The 15,213-nt window shown below is 65.5% G+C and carries 13 protein-coding genes; 7 read left to right on the top strand and 6 right to left on the bottom strand.

Annotated features, from left to right (window positions below; genetic code table 11):
- Positions 1-6: 6 nt before the first annotated feature.
- Positions 7-519, top strand: a complete 513-nt coding sequence (locus GHT07_RS04840) for a hypothetical protein (protein ID WP_153583937.1) — start codon at positions 7-9, stop codon at positions 517-519.
- An 18-nt stretch (positions 520-537) separates the two neighbouring features.
- Here the strand turns inward: GHT07_RS04840 and GHT07_RS04835 are convergent, their stop codons facing one another.
- Both GHT07_RS04835 and GHT07_RS04830 read right to left on the bottom strand, forming a co-directional pair.
- On the bottom strand, positions 538-2,709 hold the full coding sequence (locus GHT07_RS04835; RefSeq protein ID WP_153583936.1) for a PKD domain-containing protein: 2,172 nt from the start codon (positions 2,707-2,709) through the stop codon (positions 538-540).
- A 100-nt stretch (positions 2,710-2,809) separates the two neighbouring features.
- Positions 2,810-3,637: a hypothetical protein gene (locus GHT07_RS04830; protein ID WP_153583935.1), complete on the bottom strand. Its 828-nt coding sequence runs from the start codon at positions 3,635-3,637 to the stop codon at positions 2,810-2,812.
- 175 nt (positions 3,638-3,812) lie between these two features.
- Between GHT07_RS04830 and GHT07_RS04825 the strand changes: the two genes are divergently transcribed.
- Positions 3,813-4,301: a CreA family protein gene (locus tag GHT07_RS04825; protein ID WP_153583934.1), complete on the top strand. Its 489-nt coding sequence runs from the start codon at positions 3,813-3,815 to the stop codon at positions 4,299-4,301.
- A gap of 24 nt (positions 4,302-4,325) precedes the next feature.
- On the opposite strand, the gene GHT07_RS04820 is transcribed toward GHT07_RS04825, so the two are convergent.
- Positions 4,326-4,709 (bottom strand): VOC family protein, encoded by a 384-nt coding sequence (locus GHT07_RS04820; RefSeq protein ID WP_153583933.1) that lies wholly within the window; start codon positions 4,707-4,709, stop codon positions 4,326-4,328.
- A 229-nt stretch (positions 4,710-4,938) separates the two neighbouring features.
- On the opposite strand from GHT07_RS04820, the gene GHT07_RS04815 reads away from it, so the two are divergent.
- On the top strand, positions 4,939-5,358 hold the full coding sequence (locus GHT07_RS04815; protein WP_267237588.1) for a hemerythrin domain-containing protein: 420 nt from the start codon (positions 4,939-4,941) through the stop codon (positions 5,356-5,358).
- Positions 5,359-5,382: 24 nt separating this feature from the next.
- On the opposite strand, the gene dbpA is transcribed toward GHT07_RS04815, so the two are convergent.
- The 3 genes from dbpA to GHT07_RS04800 are packed head-to-tail and all read right to left on the bottom strand — an operon-like array spanning position 5,383 to position 8,915.
- Positions 5,383-6,771, bottom strand: a complete 1,389-nt coding sequence (gene dbpA / locus GHT07_RS04810; protein ID WP_228488187.1) for an ATP-dependent RNA helicase DbpA — start codon at positions 6,769-6,771, stop codon at positions 5,383-5,385.
- Between the two features lie 49 nt (positions 6,772-6,820).
- Positions 6,821-8,053: a CaiB/BaiF CoA transferase family protein gene (locus GHT07_RS04805; RefSeq protein ID WP_153583930.1), complete on the bottom strand. Its 1,233-nt coding sequence runs from the start codon at positions 8,051-8,053 to the stop codon at positions 6,821-6,823.
- Positions 8,031-8,915 carry an FAS1-like dehydratase domain-containing protein gene (locus tag GHT07_RS04800; protein ID WP_153583929.1) on the bottom strand — a complete coding sequence of 295 codons (885 nt, stop codon included), beginning with the start codon at positions 8,913-8,915 and terminating at the stop codon, positions 8,031-8,033. The genes GHT07_RS04805 and GHT07_RS04800 overlap by 23 nt, the downstream gene beginning before the upstream one ends.
- Positions 8,916-8,951: 36 nt before the next feature.
- On the opposite strand from GHT07_RS04800, the gene GHT07_RS04795 reads away from it, so the two are divergent.
- The 4 genes from GHT07_RS04795 (at position 8,952) to GHT07_RS04780 (ending at position 15,204) form a co-directional block, all read left to right on the top strand.
- Positions 8,952-10,061, top strand: a complete 1,110-nt coding sequence (locus GHT07_RS04795; protein ID WP_153583928.1) for a CaiB/BaiF CoA transferase family protein — start codon at positions 8,952-8,954, stop codon at positions 10,059-10,061.
- Entirely contained in the window at positions 10,058-12,694 is a 2,637-nt protein-coding gene (locus tag GHT07_RS04790; protein ID WP_153583927.1) for a Mur ligase family protein, read from the top strand. Before GHT07_RS04795 ends, GHT07_RS04790 begins: the two co-directional genes overlap by 4 nt.
- On the top strand, positions 12,691-13,926 hold the full coding sequence (locus tag GHT07_RS04785; RefSeq protein ID WP_153583926.1) for a multidrug effflux MFS transporter: 1,236 nt from the start codon (positions 12,691-12,693) through the stop codon (positions 13,924-13,926). Before GHT07_RS04790 ends, GHT07_RS04785 begins: the two co-directional genes overlap by 4 nt.
- 141 nt (positions 13,927-14,067) lie before the next feature.
- Complete coding sequence (locus GHT07_RS04780; protein WP_323740800.1) at positions 14,068-15,204, top strand: efflux RND transporter periplasmic adaptor subunit; 1,137 nt, start codon at positions 14,068-14,070, stop codon at positions 15,202-15,204.
- Positions 15,205-15,213 lie beyond the last annotated feature (9 nt).

Here is a 15,213-nt window from a genome sequence, read left to right as displayed (position 1 = left end):
ACCACCATGCCCCGACACTCGCTTTCCGGCTGGCGCGCTGCGACTGCCATCGCAGTCGGGGTTGCGTCGCTCGCACTGATCTCCGCCAGCTACGACCGCCCTGCCCCGGACGCTGCCCTCACCCGCGCAGCATCTGGCGCGGATGCTTCGCAGAAGGTGGATCTGGCGGATCGCTTGCCGGGCGTGTGGCTGCGCGAGCAGCATGAACAGGACGGGCAAGGCATGCGGTCGCGCCGGCTGCTGCACCTGGACGCCTCCGGCGCCTTCCGCGAGCAAGTGCAACTTGTGGCGGCCAATGGCGAGGTCACCACACACGAGCACGCCGGAACCTGGCTCTACGACGGCACCAATCTCAAACGCAAATACACCTTGATGAACGGTCATCCGCCCTCACGGCTGAACCTGCCCTTCGCAACATTCGAGATTCACTTCGAGTCGCGCGACACGTTCGTGGGCACCGATCACATTCACCGCAATACGGTGCGCTATGAAAGAGTGCCGGCGCAAACGCAGTTGTAGGTGCGCGCAGCGGCGCGCTCACTGCACCGTGAGCGCCACGTCATCAATGACGAATGACGTGGCAAGCGATGCATCTTCCTTGCCCAGGAAGCGCAAGGAAATCGTGCGGCCGATGTACGCATTCATGTTGATCGACACCAGCGAATAGCCTGATGCCGCATCCACATTCGAATAGGTGGCGAGCAAGGCCTGCACGGCGCCGCTGGCGTTGAGCACCTGGACCTTGAGCGTGTCGTGCACCACCGTGCCGGATTCTTTCGAATCGATATGCAGGTAGAACGACAGCGTCGCGCTGGTCTTGCCCGCTGGAATGGCAATGGTCTGCGTGGCCGATTCAATGAGCGTGCGGCCATTGCCGCCCAGCCAGATGAAGCCCGTGCCCGCACGGGCGGTTTCACCGGGGCACGTTGAATTGGTGCACACGACGCCTGCAGTCACGGTCCACGATGATGCGCCGGCCTCAAAGCCGGGGTTCAACACCAGCTGCGACGGCGAGCCCGCAGGAACCGTCACTGTTGCCGTCTTGGTGCTGATGCTGCCATTCACGCTGTCTTTGACCGTCTCGCTCACGCTGTACGTGCCTGCGCTTGCATAGGTGTGCGAGGGGTTTGCCTTGGTGGACGTGGTGCCGTCGCCGAAGGTCCACGCGCGCGACCCAATGGTGCCGCCGCTGTCAGTGGACGTGTCGGTGAAGTTCGCCGTCAACCCGCTGGTCGTCACCGTGAAGTTGGCAGACGGCACACCGCCGCCCGCGCTCACCGTCACTGTGGATGTCTTGGAGCTGGTCTTGCCGTTGGCCGAGTCGGTCACCTTCTCGGTCACGCTGTAGGAGCCTGCTGCGGCGTAGGTGTGCGAGGGGTTGGTGGCGCTGGAGGTACCGCCGTCACCGAATGTCCAGGCATGCGCGCCGATGGTGCCGCCGCTGTCAGTGGAGGTATCGGTAAAGGCTGCCGTCAGCCCTGTTGTCTTGAAGGTGAAATTGGCCGTCGGTGTGCCGCCGCTGCCGGTAACGGTGGGGTGCGTGATGTCGCACCGGTTGGTGTCGTTGGACCACGTGCTTTGCATCGCGAAGGACCCGGTGGCAAAGGTCACCATTGCCGACGCGCCTTGTCCACTGCTGATCCACGAGCATTCGTCCGCGTTTTCCTCGCCGCGATAGGTAATGCCCGTCAGGTTGATCCAGCCACCATCAGGAAACTGGTCGGTGATCGTCTCTGCGTATTCGTGGCCGCCCACCAGCGAAAAGCCGTCGAGCACATTGCTCACAAAGTTCGCGCCGCAGCTCTCGCCCGCGTCCGTCACGTAGGGCATGTTGGTGAATGCGATGTCGCCGTAGGGCGACGGAACGGCGCCGCCAGTCAGCGCCGTGTCGCCAGTGAAGTCGTGCCAGGCGCAAAAGCCGCCATTGGGTGTGTTGAAGCCATCAGGCGTCGTGCCCGTGGGCGACATGATGATGTATTGCACGTAGCGGTTCGACGCTGCCGTGGTGTTGCCGAAAAAGGCTGCCGCCCTCACAGCCTCAGCGCCGATCTCGTGGTCATTGGCGGCGCGTGGTGCAGGTGCCGCGTTGTCATACCAGACGCCGGCCAGCGTGCCTGGCCCTGGGTAGCCCACGCGCGGAGCGCCTGCGGGGCAGGTGGTGGCGCCCTTGGCGACGAGCGGGCCGTCGCAGTATTGCGTCATGACGCCCGACCAGCCTTCGCTGTTGGTGCCCAGGCCCTTGATCCACTTCTGCATGTAGGGGGCAGCGCCCATCGGGTCGCCGGTGAGCGTCATGTAGCCATTTGAATCGGTGCCTTGGGTGCCCCACTGCGAGCCCCAGAACACCAGGTACACCTTGGGCGTGCCGCTCGTCACGCCGACGCCATTGACGCCACCATTGAACGACAGCGTTTTGCTGTTGACGCCGACTGCAGGGGTGCCGGGCGGGATTTTCTGGGCGGCCGCAGCGGGGTCGACGCCCACATTCCTGTCGGCCCATGCCTTCATCAGTGAATGCACTTCGCGCGTCGGTACGACGCCATGGCGATAAGGGTGGCCGTACCGGGGTGAGTACGGGTTGATCGCATCCGTGGCGTTGCCGCCATCCTTGGCCTGCGCATGCGCCTGAAGCGGCATGCCAAGGCTCGCCAGCAAGCCAATCAACGCGGCGCCGGCACGCAACCCGGCCAGGTTCAAGTTCGAGATCATCAACGCACAGCTCCCGGTATCGGTACCGCGCCGATTCGCGATACCGCTGAGCTGCAAACTATAAGTGATTCGAACTACGCGGCAGCGCGCGGCGCCCGTACTACTTGCCGTCCACCGAGCCGGAAATCGTCAGCACTTCCCCGCTGGCCGCCTTGGTGGCAGGGCCGGGGAACGGGAAGTCGATGGCGTAGAGCGTAGTCGCGTTGAATTGCAGCTGGCCCAGCGAGCCGTCATACGTCACGGTGCCCGCGCAGGACAGTTCCGCAATGCCGTTGTCGCAACCGAAGAACACAATGTTCTCGCCCACGAAGTACCACACGAAGGCGTGCTTGATCGCGCCGGCATCGGTGCGCAGCACGTCCATCTCGAACAGGCCATCTTGCGTGTAGCCGGTGGTGTCGATGTCCGTGCCCGTGGAACTGCCGCGCGCCGTTTGGGGCGCGAAGGTGCCGTTCCTCGCGCTGTTGGTGGCGTTGGTCACCGTGAGCGTGCCTGTGCCACCGCCTGTGCCCGGGTCAACCACGGTGACGTATTGCGAGAGCTGGCCGGCATACATGGGGCTGGCGAGTGAGGCGCCGAACAGGTCGCCCACCACGTACACACCGAGGTATTCAAATGCCGTGCCTTGCTCGATCACCACGCCCAGGTAGACGCCGGTGGAGTAGTAACGATAGGCGAAGGGGCCGGCAAAGGCAGTGGTGGCGTGCTCGGGAAAGTAGCCGGGAAACGACGCCTCTGCCTTGGCGAAAAGCTGTTCGGCCTGCTCGGCAGCCGGCACGGTGGAGACCGACAGGCCGGCCAATGGCTTCGCGCGGGCCTTCAGTGCCTTGGCGACCGCCTGCGGCGCGACGACGGCTTCGCTGCCCCCGCCACAGGCACTCAAAGTCAAGGCGATGGCCAGCACGGCCAGGTGAAGTAACGAACGCATGAAACACTCCGCACAAATAAAAAGATGTGCGGCGATGGTCACATGAGCTGGCGTGGCGGGGTACCCCCAAAACCGGGGGTTCATTGCATCGGCAGCCGGCCCTCGTGCGGCGGCCGCACGCAGCGCAAAACACCGTAAGCTCTGGCTCCCACACCAACGCAGCCGGAAACGCAGCATGCATCGCCTTGCCCTTCCCTTCCTCGGCGCCGCCAGCCTCTTGCTCCTGGCGTGCGGCAACGCCCTTCACGCCGAACAGGTCGGCGAGGTTTCCACGGCCTTCAAGCTGATCGGCCCCAACCACAAGATCGTGATCGAGGCTTACGACGACCCGCTCGTGGCGGGCGTGGCGTGCTACGTGTCGCGTGCAAAAACGGGGGGCATTGCCGGCGGGCTGGGTTTTGCCGAGGACAAGGCAGAAGCGTCGATCGCGTGCAGGCAGGTCGGCCCCGTCTCGTTTTCACAGCCGTTGCCCGCGAGTGAAGAGGTCTTCAACGAAAGGATGTCGATCCTGTTCAAGAAGCTGCGCATCGTGCGTGTGGTGGACACGAAGCGCAATGCGCTCGTGTACCTCACGTATAGCGACAGGCTGATCGACGGCAGCCCGATGAACAGCATCACGGCTGTGGCGGTTGACCGCGCAACGGTGATACCGGTCAAGCGCTGAAGGGCTTCAGCGCACGGCCTGCACTCATTCTTTGGGCAAACGGTGCAACGCGCAGAGCTTGTTGCCGTCCGGGTCGCGCAGGTAGGCCAGGTACATCTTGCCTGCTGCGCCTTCGCGGATGCCCGGTGGGTTCTCGCACGTGGTGCCGCCGTTTTGCACGCCGGCTGCATGCCAGGCCTCAACCTGCTCGGGTGAGTCGCACGCAAAGCCGATAGTGCTGCCATTGCCAATGGTCTGCGGCTCGCCATTGATGGGAATGCTGGAGCCGAACGAGCCCGTTGCAGAGCGCCAGAAGACGCGGTGGCGATCCACGAAACCCGGCTTGATGCCAAGCGTGCCAAGCACGGCGTCGTAGAAGCGCTTGGACCGCTCGAGGTCAGCGGTGCCGACCATCACGTGTGAAAACATAAGACTCCTCGTGGTGTTGAATTGCGACTGGGCAGCGAGATGTTAAGTGGTGCGCCATGCGCGTCGTGTCGCACATGTCTTACAGGATCTCTCCAATGTGGCCGACGCCGCGCTCGCGCGGCGACTTTAAGGTGGCTTGAACAACCCGTTTCAACCAAACAGAGAGTGCTTCATGGCTACTGCAAAAAAACCCGCCCCCAAGGCAGCAAAACCACAAGAAGCGACAGCAATGCTGCGCGCTGACCACAAGCTGGTGAGCGGCTTGTTCGACGAGTTCGAGCAGACGCGTTCGGCCACGAAGAAGAAGGCCATCGTCGAGAAAATCTGCAAGGAGCTCACGATCCACACGCAGCTCGAAGAAGAAATTTTCTATCCCGCCTTCCAGGCTGCGCTCAAGGACCACGAGCTGGTGCCTGAAGCCAACGTCGAACACCAGTGCGTCAAGGACCTGATCGCACAGGTGCAGGGCGTGGAGCCCGGCGGCGACGAGTACGACGCCCGGGTCAAGGTAATGGGCGAATTCGTCAAGCACCACGTCAAGGAAGAACAAAACGAGATGTTCCCCAAGGCGAAGAATTCAAAGCTCGACCTGATGGCGCTTGGCGAGCAGATGTTCGCCCGCAAACAGGCGCTGATGGCGCAGGCCTGAGGCTGGTTCAGTTGCAGCCGCTGCCTACAGCAGCCTGGCTTTGAAACTTCGGCCCTTGATCTTTCCGGCATTCAGACGCGCGACGGCATCCTTGCCGATCGCGCGCTCCACGGCAACGTAAGTCGCAAATTCATTGATGTCGATCTTGCCGACTTGCTCGCGCGTGTAGCCAAGATCGGCGGTGAGCGCGCCCAGCACGTCGCCGGGGCGGATCTTCTCCTTGCGGCCCGCCTGGATGTGCACAGTCACCATCGCCGGCTTCAGCCGCTCACCAGACGCAGGCGTGAGCTCATCGAGTTTGTGCCACTTCGACTCGCTGCCCTGAAGCAGCTCGATGCGGCCCACTGCGCCCATCTCGTCAAGGCTGGCGAGGCTGAGCGCAAGCCCCGTCTCGCCTGCACGGCCCGTGCGGCCGATGCGGTGCACGTGCACTTCTGCATCGGGTGTGACTTCCACATTGATCACGGCTGCCAGGCCCGCGACATCGAGCCCGCGCGAAGCCACGTCAGTGGCCACCAGCACAGAGCAGCTGCGATTGGCAAACTGGATCAGCACCTGGTCGCGGTCGCGTTGCTCCAGGTCGCCGTGCAATGCGAGCGCGCTGTAGCCCTGCGCCTGCAGCAGTTCAACAAGTTCACGGCAGCGTGCGCGTGTGTTGCAAAACGCCAGTGTGCTCGCGGGCCGGAAGTGATCGAGCAGGCGCGCCACGGTGGCCAGCCGCTCAGGTTCGCGCACTTCATACCAGCGCTGCTCGATCTGCTCGCCCGTGTGCTGTGCCTCGACTTTGACGGTGATCGGGCTGCGCATGAACTGCGCCGCGAGCTTGGCGATGCCTTCGGGATACGTAGCGGAGAACAGCAGTGTCTGCCGCTGCGTGGGGCACTGCCGCGCAACCTTGGCAATGTCATCGGCGAAGCCCATGTCGAGCATGCGGTCGGCTTCGTCGAGCACGAGTGTGGAGAGTGCGTCGAGCTTGAGGTTGCCGCGATCGAGGTGATCCATGACGCGACCCGGCGTGCCCACGACGATATGCGCGCCATGCTCCAGGCTCGCGGCCTGGCCGCGCAACGGCACGCCGCCCATGAGCGTGACGACCTTGACGTTGTCTTCTGCGCGGGCGAGCCTGCGCACTTCCGTGGCGACTTGTTCGGCCAGCTCGCGCGTGGGGCACAGCACGAGTGCCTGCACGGCGAAGCGGCGCGCGTTGAGGTTGGCGAGCAGCGTGAGCGCAAAGGCAGCTGTCTTGCCGCTGCCCGTTTTGGCTTGCGCAATGACGTCCTTGCCGAGCAGGGCCGCCGGCAGGCTCGCGGCCTGGATGGCGGTCATCTCGAGGTAGCCGAGTTTTTGCAGGTTCTCCAGCGTGGCCGGAGCCAGGGGGAGCGAGTCGAATCGTGTGGAAGGCGCTTGGGACATGCGCCCGATCATTCCACACTCACCTGCCCGGCAATGTCCCGGGCTTGGGCTAGATCGCGCAGGTGGCCTGCAATGCGGCGATGGCGTCGTCGCTTAGCCCGAGCTCACGCAGGATCGCCACGGTGTGCTCGCCCACGGCAGGGATGGCGTCCATGCGGTAGTCGAAGCTGCTGTTCACACCGGGCGGCAGCATCGCGCCAACCGGGCCGTGCGGCGTGGGTACTTCGCGAAACCGCTCGCGCGCCTGCAGCTGCGGATGCGCCCACACATCGCCCACGGTGTTCACCTGCGCATTCGCGATCTGCGCGTCGTCGAGTCGCTTCATGACCTGCTCTGCAGTCAGCGACTCGAACGCCTCCACGATGAGGCGCTTCAATGCCTCGCGATGCTCGTTGCGCCGCGCGCCGGTGGCAAAGCGCGTGTCGCTGGCAAGCCCGGGCGCTATCAACACTTGTTCGCAGAACGCCTGCCACTCGCGATCGTTCTGCACGCCGAGCATCACGGTCTTGCCGTCACCAGCCGGGAATGGCCCGTACGGATAGATCGTTGCGTGTGCTGCGCCGCTGCGCGGTGGTGGCGCAGCGCCTTCGTACGCGTAGTACATCGGAAAGCCCATCCACTCACCGAGCGATTCGAGCATCGACACATCGATGTGCGAGCCCTCGCCTGACTTCTGCCGCTGGAGCAATGCGGCGAGCACGCTGCTGTACGCATACATGCCGGCCGCGATGTCGGCGATCGCGTTGCCCGCCTTCGCCGGCTCCTGCGGCGTGCCGGTCACGGACAGGAAACCCGCCTCGCTCTGGATCAACAGGTCATACGCCTTCTTGTCGCGGTACGGTCCGTCGTTGCCGTAACCCGAGATGTCGCACACGACCAGGCGCGGATACTTTGCGTGCAGCGCCTGCCAGCCCAAACCCATGCGGGCGGCTGCGCCCGGCGCGAGGTTCTGCACCAGCACATCGGCTTTCGCAACAAGTTCGTCGAGCACGGCCAATGCCGCGGGCTGCTTCAGGTCGAGCGTGAGGCTTTCCTTCGAGCGGTTGACCCACACGAAGTGCGATGAGAGCCCCTTGACGCGGCTGTCGTATGCGCGTGCAAAGTCGCCAGCGCCGGGCCGCTCCACCTTGATGACGCGCGCGCCAAGGTCCGCAAGGTGGCGCGTGCAAAAAGGCGCAGCAATCGCATGCTCGAGCGAGACGACGGTGATGCCGTCGAGCGGGCGTTTGGCAGGTGAGTGGGCCGGGTTCAACGCGCGCTCAACCGATCTGCGCGCGCGCATGCATCGTCTGCCAGCCGCTGAAGTCCTGGCCCCACAGGTCGATGCTGTGGCCATCCACCGCAGGCCGCCCGCACAGGCGGAACGGGTACATGTCGAACGTCGGCCGCATGGCCTTGAACGCAAAGCTCCTGATGGCTGCGCTGGGCCTTTCGCGGCGAACGAGGTCCACCAGCAGCGTCGCGATCAGCGGGCCGTGCACGACGAGCCCCGGATAGCCCTCGACATGGGTGACGTAAGAGCGGTCGTAGTGGATGCGATGGCCATTGAATGTGAGGGCCGAATAGCGAAAGAGCATCACCGGATCGGCGAGCACGGCGCGCGACCACACTGCGTCGTTCGGCGCGGCCTGGCCGGGCGGCTCGGGGTCATCGGGATGGGCGGGCTCGCGATAGACGATGTCATGTTCTTCGGTGATAGCCAGGCCCTGCGCATTGCTGATCTCGTGGCGCACGACCACAAACACCAGGTCGCCCGAATGGCCTGTCTTGTGCATCACCGATTGAATGGTCGAGACGCGCCGTGCGGCATCGCCCACGCGCAGCGGCGCATGCCACTGGATGCGCCCGCCCGCCCACATGCGGCGCGGCAGCGGCACGGGTGGCAAGAAGCCGCCCAGGCGCGGATGGCCGTCGTCACCCAGTTCGCGCTGCGGCGCGCGCGGCAGGAAGTACAGCCAGTGCCACAGCGGCGGCACTTCCGTGCCAACGGCCGGCTCCGGATCGTTGCGGTCGAGCGTGGCCGCCAGGCCGCGCAGCGGTGCGGCAGTGATGAGGTCCACCATCGTTTCGCTGCGGCCTTCCCAGCTGCGCAGCTCGGCCACGAGCTCAGCCGTCAGGGGTTGGGGTGCGGTTGCGTCGGCCATGTTCGCTACGATACGACTCTAATTCAAGGACTACAAATGCCAGGACCGTTGACAGGGCTCAAGGTGGTCGAAATGGCGGGCCTGGGCCCCGCGCCCTTTTGCGCCATGATGTTCGCCGACATGGGCGCGCAAGTCGTGCGGATCGAGCGGCCCGGTGCAGCCGCAAAGATCAACAGCACGGACGTCACCGCACGGGGCCGCCCCGCGCTCGAGCTCGATTTGCGCAGTGCAGAAGGCGTGCAGACCGTGCTTGCCATGGTCGACAAGGCAGACATCCTCATCGAAGGTTTCCGCCCCGGCGTGATGGAGCGGCTGGGCCTGGGGCCGGATGTGTGCCTCGCGCGCCGCCCGCAGCTGGTCTATGGCCGCATGACGGGCTGGGGCCAGCACGGCCCGCTCGCCAAGGCGGCAGGCCACGACATCAACTACATCTCGCTGGGCGGTGCGCTGCACGCCATCGGCCGCAAGGGCGAGCCGCCCGTGCCGCCGCTCAACCTGGTCGGCGACTTCGGCGGCGGCGCGATGCTGCTGGCCTTCGGCGTTCTGGCGGCACTGACTGAAGCGCGAACGTCCGGCCACGGACAGGTGGTGGACGCCGCCATGACGGACGGCACCGCCTTGCTGTCGGCCATGATGTTCGGCATGCGCGCCGCGGGCCGCTGGACGCTGGAGCGCGAAGACAACATGCTCGATGGCGGCGCGCCCTACTACCGCGTGTACGAATGCGCCGATGGCAAGTACGTGTCGATCGGCTCGATCGAGCCGCAGTTTTATGCGCTGCTCATGGAGCACTGCGGCATTGCGCAAGGGCCGCTTCGCGACATGCAGAACGACAAGCGCCGCTGGCCCGAGTTCACGCAACAACTGCAAGCTGTGTTCAAGACAAAAACGCGCGATGAATGGTGCGCGTTGATGGAAGGCACGGACGTTTGCTTTGCACCTGTGCTTGACTGGGACGAAGCGGTTCAACACCCGCACAACGTGGCACGCGGCACTTTCGTCGAACACGATGGCGTGGTGCAACCGGCCGCGGCACCACGCTTGAGCCGCACGCCCGGGCAGGCGGGGCCAGTGAGGCACGCGAGCGCCGATGAAATTCTGGGTGCCTGGGGAGTCGACCGCGCAGGCGGCAGCGGGCGCAAATGAAGATCGTTCAAGACGCGTTCTACCGCGGCGCCAACATCTGGGCTGCGCACACGGGCGTGCTCTTGACGATCGAATGCGATGAGGCCGATGCAGCGCGTGTGCGCTGGAAGCCGAGCGCGCAACAACTCGAGCTGCTGGTCAACACACTGCGCCCGCTCTTTCCCGTGATGGGGGAGTCGCACGTGCTGGCGCAGCCTGCCGGCCTGGTGACTGCGCAGCGCCCGCTGATCGCGCTCACCCTGGCCGTTTGCGAAGTGCTCGTGCGGGACTTCGTCATACAGCCCCGACAGGGGCGGCTGGTGACGATTCGTGACCGTGAACTTCGCCTGTTCATTCCCTGCGACGACCATCCCATTGGCCTGGCCGCCCTGCGCATCACCCTGGCCGCCATGGACATGCTGGTGTCCACCGGCCCACGCGTGCCCGGCACCCGGCAGCGGCTGGCGCAGGGCTACGAAGCCTTCCGGCGCATGGCGCGTGTGCAGGGTTTGAACCAGACCACGCTGGCCATGGCCCGTGGTGCCGTGCGGCGCGGCATTCCCGTGCAGCGGCTCGCGCCGCCAGCGGAATTCGTGCAGCTTGGCCAGGGACACTTGCGCCAACGCATCTCGGAGACGGCCGTTGATCGCGCTGGCCCGCTCTCCAACTGGCTGGCGAGCGACAAGCACGCCACTGCGACTGTGCTGGGCTCGTTGGGCGTGCCGACCACGCAACCGGTGCTGGTGACAACCGCCGATGAGGCCGTGGCAGCCTGGCGCCGCCTTGGTGGCGAGCGAGCCGTTATCAAGCCCAGGGCTGCAGGCAAAGGCGCAGGTGTGTCGGTGAACCTGCACGATGAAGAGTCCGTCCGCAGGGCTTTCGAAGTGGCCCATGCCATCAACCGCATGGGCGTGCTGGTCGAGCGATTCATCGAGGGATTCGATCACCGCCTGCTGGTGGTGGGCTCGCGGCTGGTGGCTGTCGCCTCGCGGCGGCCACCGCGGATCACGGGCGATGGCCAACACACCGTGACCGAATTGATCGCGGCGTTGAACGCCGACCCGAGGCGCGGCATGCCTTTCGAAAAGCTCATGGAGCGAGTGGAGGTCGACGAAGAAGTCCTGGCGCTGGTGCGCGCGGCAGGGCTGTCGGAAGCGAGCGTGCCCGAGGCTGGCCGCACGATCGTGCTGCGCGGGGCGGCGAACATTTCGCTGGGTGGCACCGCGGTGGACCTCACTGACGAATGCCACCCCGACAACCGCGCACTGGCCGAACGCGTGGCACTGACGATTGGCGTGGGCGTCACCGGCATCGACTTCATGACGCCCGACATTTCGCAGTCGTGGCGCGATGTGCCCTGCGCCATCCTCGAGGTGAACGCGACGCCGGGCCTGCGGCCGCACATCGGCGCCAACCCGGGGCGCGACGTGATCAGCCCGATGATCGACTACCTCTTTCCCGATGGCGCCGACGGTCGCATCCCGACCGCCGGTATCACCGGCAGCGTCGGCAAGACGACCACCACGCAGCTCGTGGGGGCGCTGCTCGCGCAGCAGGGCCTGACCGTCGGCGTGAGCACGACGCAAGGCATGTTTGTCGGCGGCGAATGCCTGCGCGATGGCGACATGGCAGGCGGCACGACGGCCAGCCACCTGCTGACCGATCCGCGCGTGCAGGCCTGCGCCTTCGAGTTCGCGCGCGGCGGCCTGGTGCGCAAGGGGCTGGTGCTGGAGAGCCTGGACGTCGGCGCGGTGCTGAACATTCACGACAACCACCTCGGGCTGGACGGCATCACGAGCCGCGAAGAGCTGGCGCGTGTGAAGCGCCTGGTCGTCGAACACGCCCGCAAGCTCGCCGTGCTCAACGCCGACGAGCCTTTGTGCCTGGCTATGCGCGACTGCGTCAAGGCGCCTGTCGCGCTGTTCAGCGAGCAGGCGGACAACCCGGCACTGCGCGCCCATGTGGACGCCGGCGGTATCGCGGCGTGGCTGGAAGGCTCGGGCGCCGCGACGACGATACACATCGCCCAGGGCCAGCGGCTGATTGGCGAGATGGCAGCGCGGGATCTTCCGTCGACCTGGGGCGGCGCGTACCGCCCGGCAGCGATCAACGCCATGACAGCGGCGCTCATCGCGCACGGGCTGGGCGTGGCGTTCAGCACGATTGACGCGGCGCTGCGCAAGTTCCAGTCGAACGAGGTCACCAATCCCGGTCGCATGAACTTCGTCGAAGGCCTGCCTTTCAAGCTGCTCTTGACCTGGTGCGACGGCCAGCACCCCACCCGCGAAGTGGCGACACTGGCCAGGACGATCGAGGTGACGGGCAAGCGCCGCTTCATGGTGTGCGCCGTGGGCAACCGCCCTGACGACTTCGTCGTGGCAATGGGTGCGGCAGCGGCGCATGGCTTCGACGAATTTGTGGTGGCCGACTGGAGCGACCTGCGCGGCCGCAAGCCGCTGGTCATTGCACGGCTGCTGGCCAAAGGATTGCTCGACGCCGGCGTCGATGCCGACAGGATCATCGTGGCGCCCGATCACCACACCGCAGTCGTCGACGCATTCAGCCGCTCGAAAGCCGGTGACCTGCTCGTTGTTGCAACCTATGTGAGCGAGGCCACTCGCCGCGAAATCCCTGAACTGATGGCCCTCACATGAATCCCGACGCAGACAAACTCTGGCGAGGGCCGCGCTGGGCGCTGGCCGTGCTGCTCGCCGTGCTCGGCATGCTCGGGCCGTTCTCGATCGACACCTACATTCCCGCGTTCGCGGGCATCGCCAGGGCGCTCGAGGCAACGCCGGTGCAGATGCAGCAGACGCTGTCGGCTTACCTCTTCGGCTTCGCCTTCATGAACCTGTTCCACGGCGCGCTGTCGGACAGCTTCGGCCGCAGGCCGGTGGTGCTGTGGGGCATCGCGATGTTCACGGTGGCGTCTGCCGGTTGCGCGCTCTCGCAGAACGTCGCGCAGCTGGTGTTCTTCCGCGCACTGCAGGGCTTGTCGACCGGCGCGGGTATTGTTGTTTCACGTGCGGTCATCCGCGACATGTTCCCGCCCAACCAGGCTCAACGGGTGATGAGCCAGGTCACGATCTACTTCGGCGTGGCGCCCGCGGTGGCACCGATCATCGGCGGCTGGCTCTTCGTGCACCTGGGCTGGCACAGCATCTTCATCTTCCTGACGGGCGTGGGCATCGTGCTCTGGACGGCCAACTACAAGCTGCTGCCCGAGACGCTGCACGCGTCGCAGCGCCAGCCCTTCAATGTGCGCAACCTGATGCAGGGCTACTGGCAGCTCAGCTCCAACATGCGCTTCTTCCTGCTGGCGCTGGCCAGCGGTATTCCGTTCAACGGCATGTTCCTGTACGTGCTGAGCGCGCCCGCGTTCCTGGGCGATCACCTGGGGCTCGCGCCTACGCAATTCTTCTGGTTCTTCCTGCTCACGATCGCCGGGATCATGGGCGGCGCGTGGACCAGCGGCAGGCTCGCCGGCAAGATCTCGCCGCGAAGGCAGATCCGCTACGGCTTCAGCATCATGCTGGTGGTCTCGCTCGTGAATGTGACGGCGAACTTCCTCTTCGTGCCCACTGCCTGGTGGGCGCTGCTGCCCATCGCGATCTTTGCCTACGGCTGGGCGCTGATGGTGCCCGTGGTCACGCTGCTGGTGCTGGACATGGTGCCCGAGCGGCGGGGCATGGCGTCGTCGCTGCAGGCGGTGATCGGCTCCACGGCCAACGGCTTTGTCGCGGGGGGTATCGCGCCGCTGGTCATGCACTCGACGCGAGCGCTCGCGCTCACCTCGCTGCTGATGATGGGGATCGGCCTGGTGGCGTGGATCTTCATTCACTGGCGCTGGCCGGACACGGGCAAGGCTGTCACGGCCGGCAACTGAAGGCCGCGTGCCGGGCCGGCCTGACATCCGGCCCCGCCTTTTCAGCAGTCTGTCGCATTAACCCGCTGTTCGTCGCATGGCGCGTGACCTGCAGGTGCCGGTTTCCGATAATCCAGCCCACAACGACCGACCGGAGGAAATGTGCGGCTGTTACTTTTGATTGTGGCCATCTCGATGGCCCTGGCCGGCTGCAACCGGGGCGACGCGAATGCCAAGGCGGCACCAGCGCCTGCGACCCTGCTGATTGCACCCGAAGACACCGTGACGCTCAAGCCCGGCTCGACATCGTCCGGGCCGTTGATCACCGGCACCATCGAGCCTGACCGCAAGGCCGACCTGCGCGCTGAAGTCTCGGCTGTGGTGCTGGGCGTGATGAAAGAGAACGGGCAGGCCGTCAAGAAGGGCGACTTGCTGGTGCGGCTGGACGACACGTCGATCCGTGACGGGCTCATTTCAGCCCAGGAGGCTGAGCGTGTGGCCGTGCAGGCGGCCGAACAGGCCGAGCGGCAGTTCCAGCGCCTGAAGACACTGCGCGAGTCGGGCATGGCTTCGGCCCAGATGATGGAAGACGCGGAGATTCGCCGCAACACGACGCAAAGCGACCTGTCGGCGGCCAAGGCACGTGTGGTTTCTGCCCGCCAGCAGCTGCAGCGCACCGAAGCACGCGCGCCCTTTGACGGCATCGTCAGCGACCGCAAGGTGTCGGCGGGCGACACAGCGCAGGTGGGCAAGGAACTGCTGAAGGTGATCGATCCGCGCAGCCTGCGCTTTGAGGGGCTGGTGTCGTCAGACGCGCTCTCGACCGTCAAGGCGGGCCAGTCGGTCAGCTTTGGCGTCAACGGCTGGGGCAACCAGCAGTTCACCGGCAAGATCCGGCTGGTCGCGCCGACGGCCAATGCCACGACGCGCCAGGTGGAAGTGCTCGTCGATATCAATGGCGATGTGCCGGCGCGCATGGCAGGCCTCTACGCTGAAGGCCGCATCGAAGCATCGAGCACGACGGCACTGATGGTGCCCGCCTCCACGATCGTGCGGGATGGCGAGCGCGCCTTTGCCTGGCGCGTGAAGGGCGCCACGCTGCAGAAGGTGCCGCTGGCGCTTGGCGAGCGCGATTTGCGCAGCGGCGACTACATCGTGAAGTCGGGCGTGGCGCAAGGCGACCAGCTTCTGCGCCACCCCGTGGCCACGCTCAAGGACGGGCAGGCCATCGCGGCGACGACCTCGGCGGGCGCCCCAGCTGCAGCTTCAGCATCAGCGTCTTCGCCGATCGTGCGCTGAAAGGGCTGC

Origin of the sequence: Caenimonas koreensis DSM 17982, assembly GCF_009646335.1 — a bacterium.
Classification (GTDB): domain Bacteria; phylum Pseudomonadota; class Gammaproteobacteria; order Burkholderiales; family Burkholderiaceae_C; genus Ramlibacter; species Ramlibacter koreensis.
This window is presented reverse-complemented; position numbering and strand designations above follow the sequence as displayed.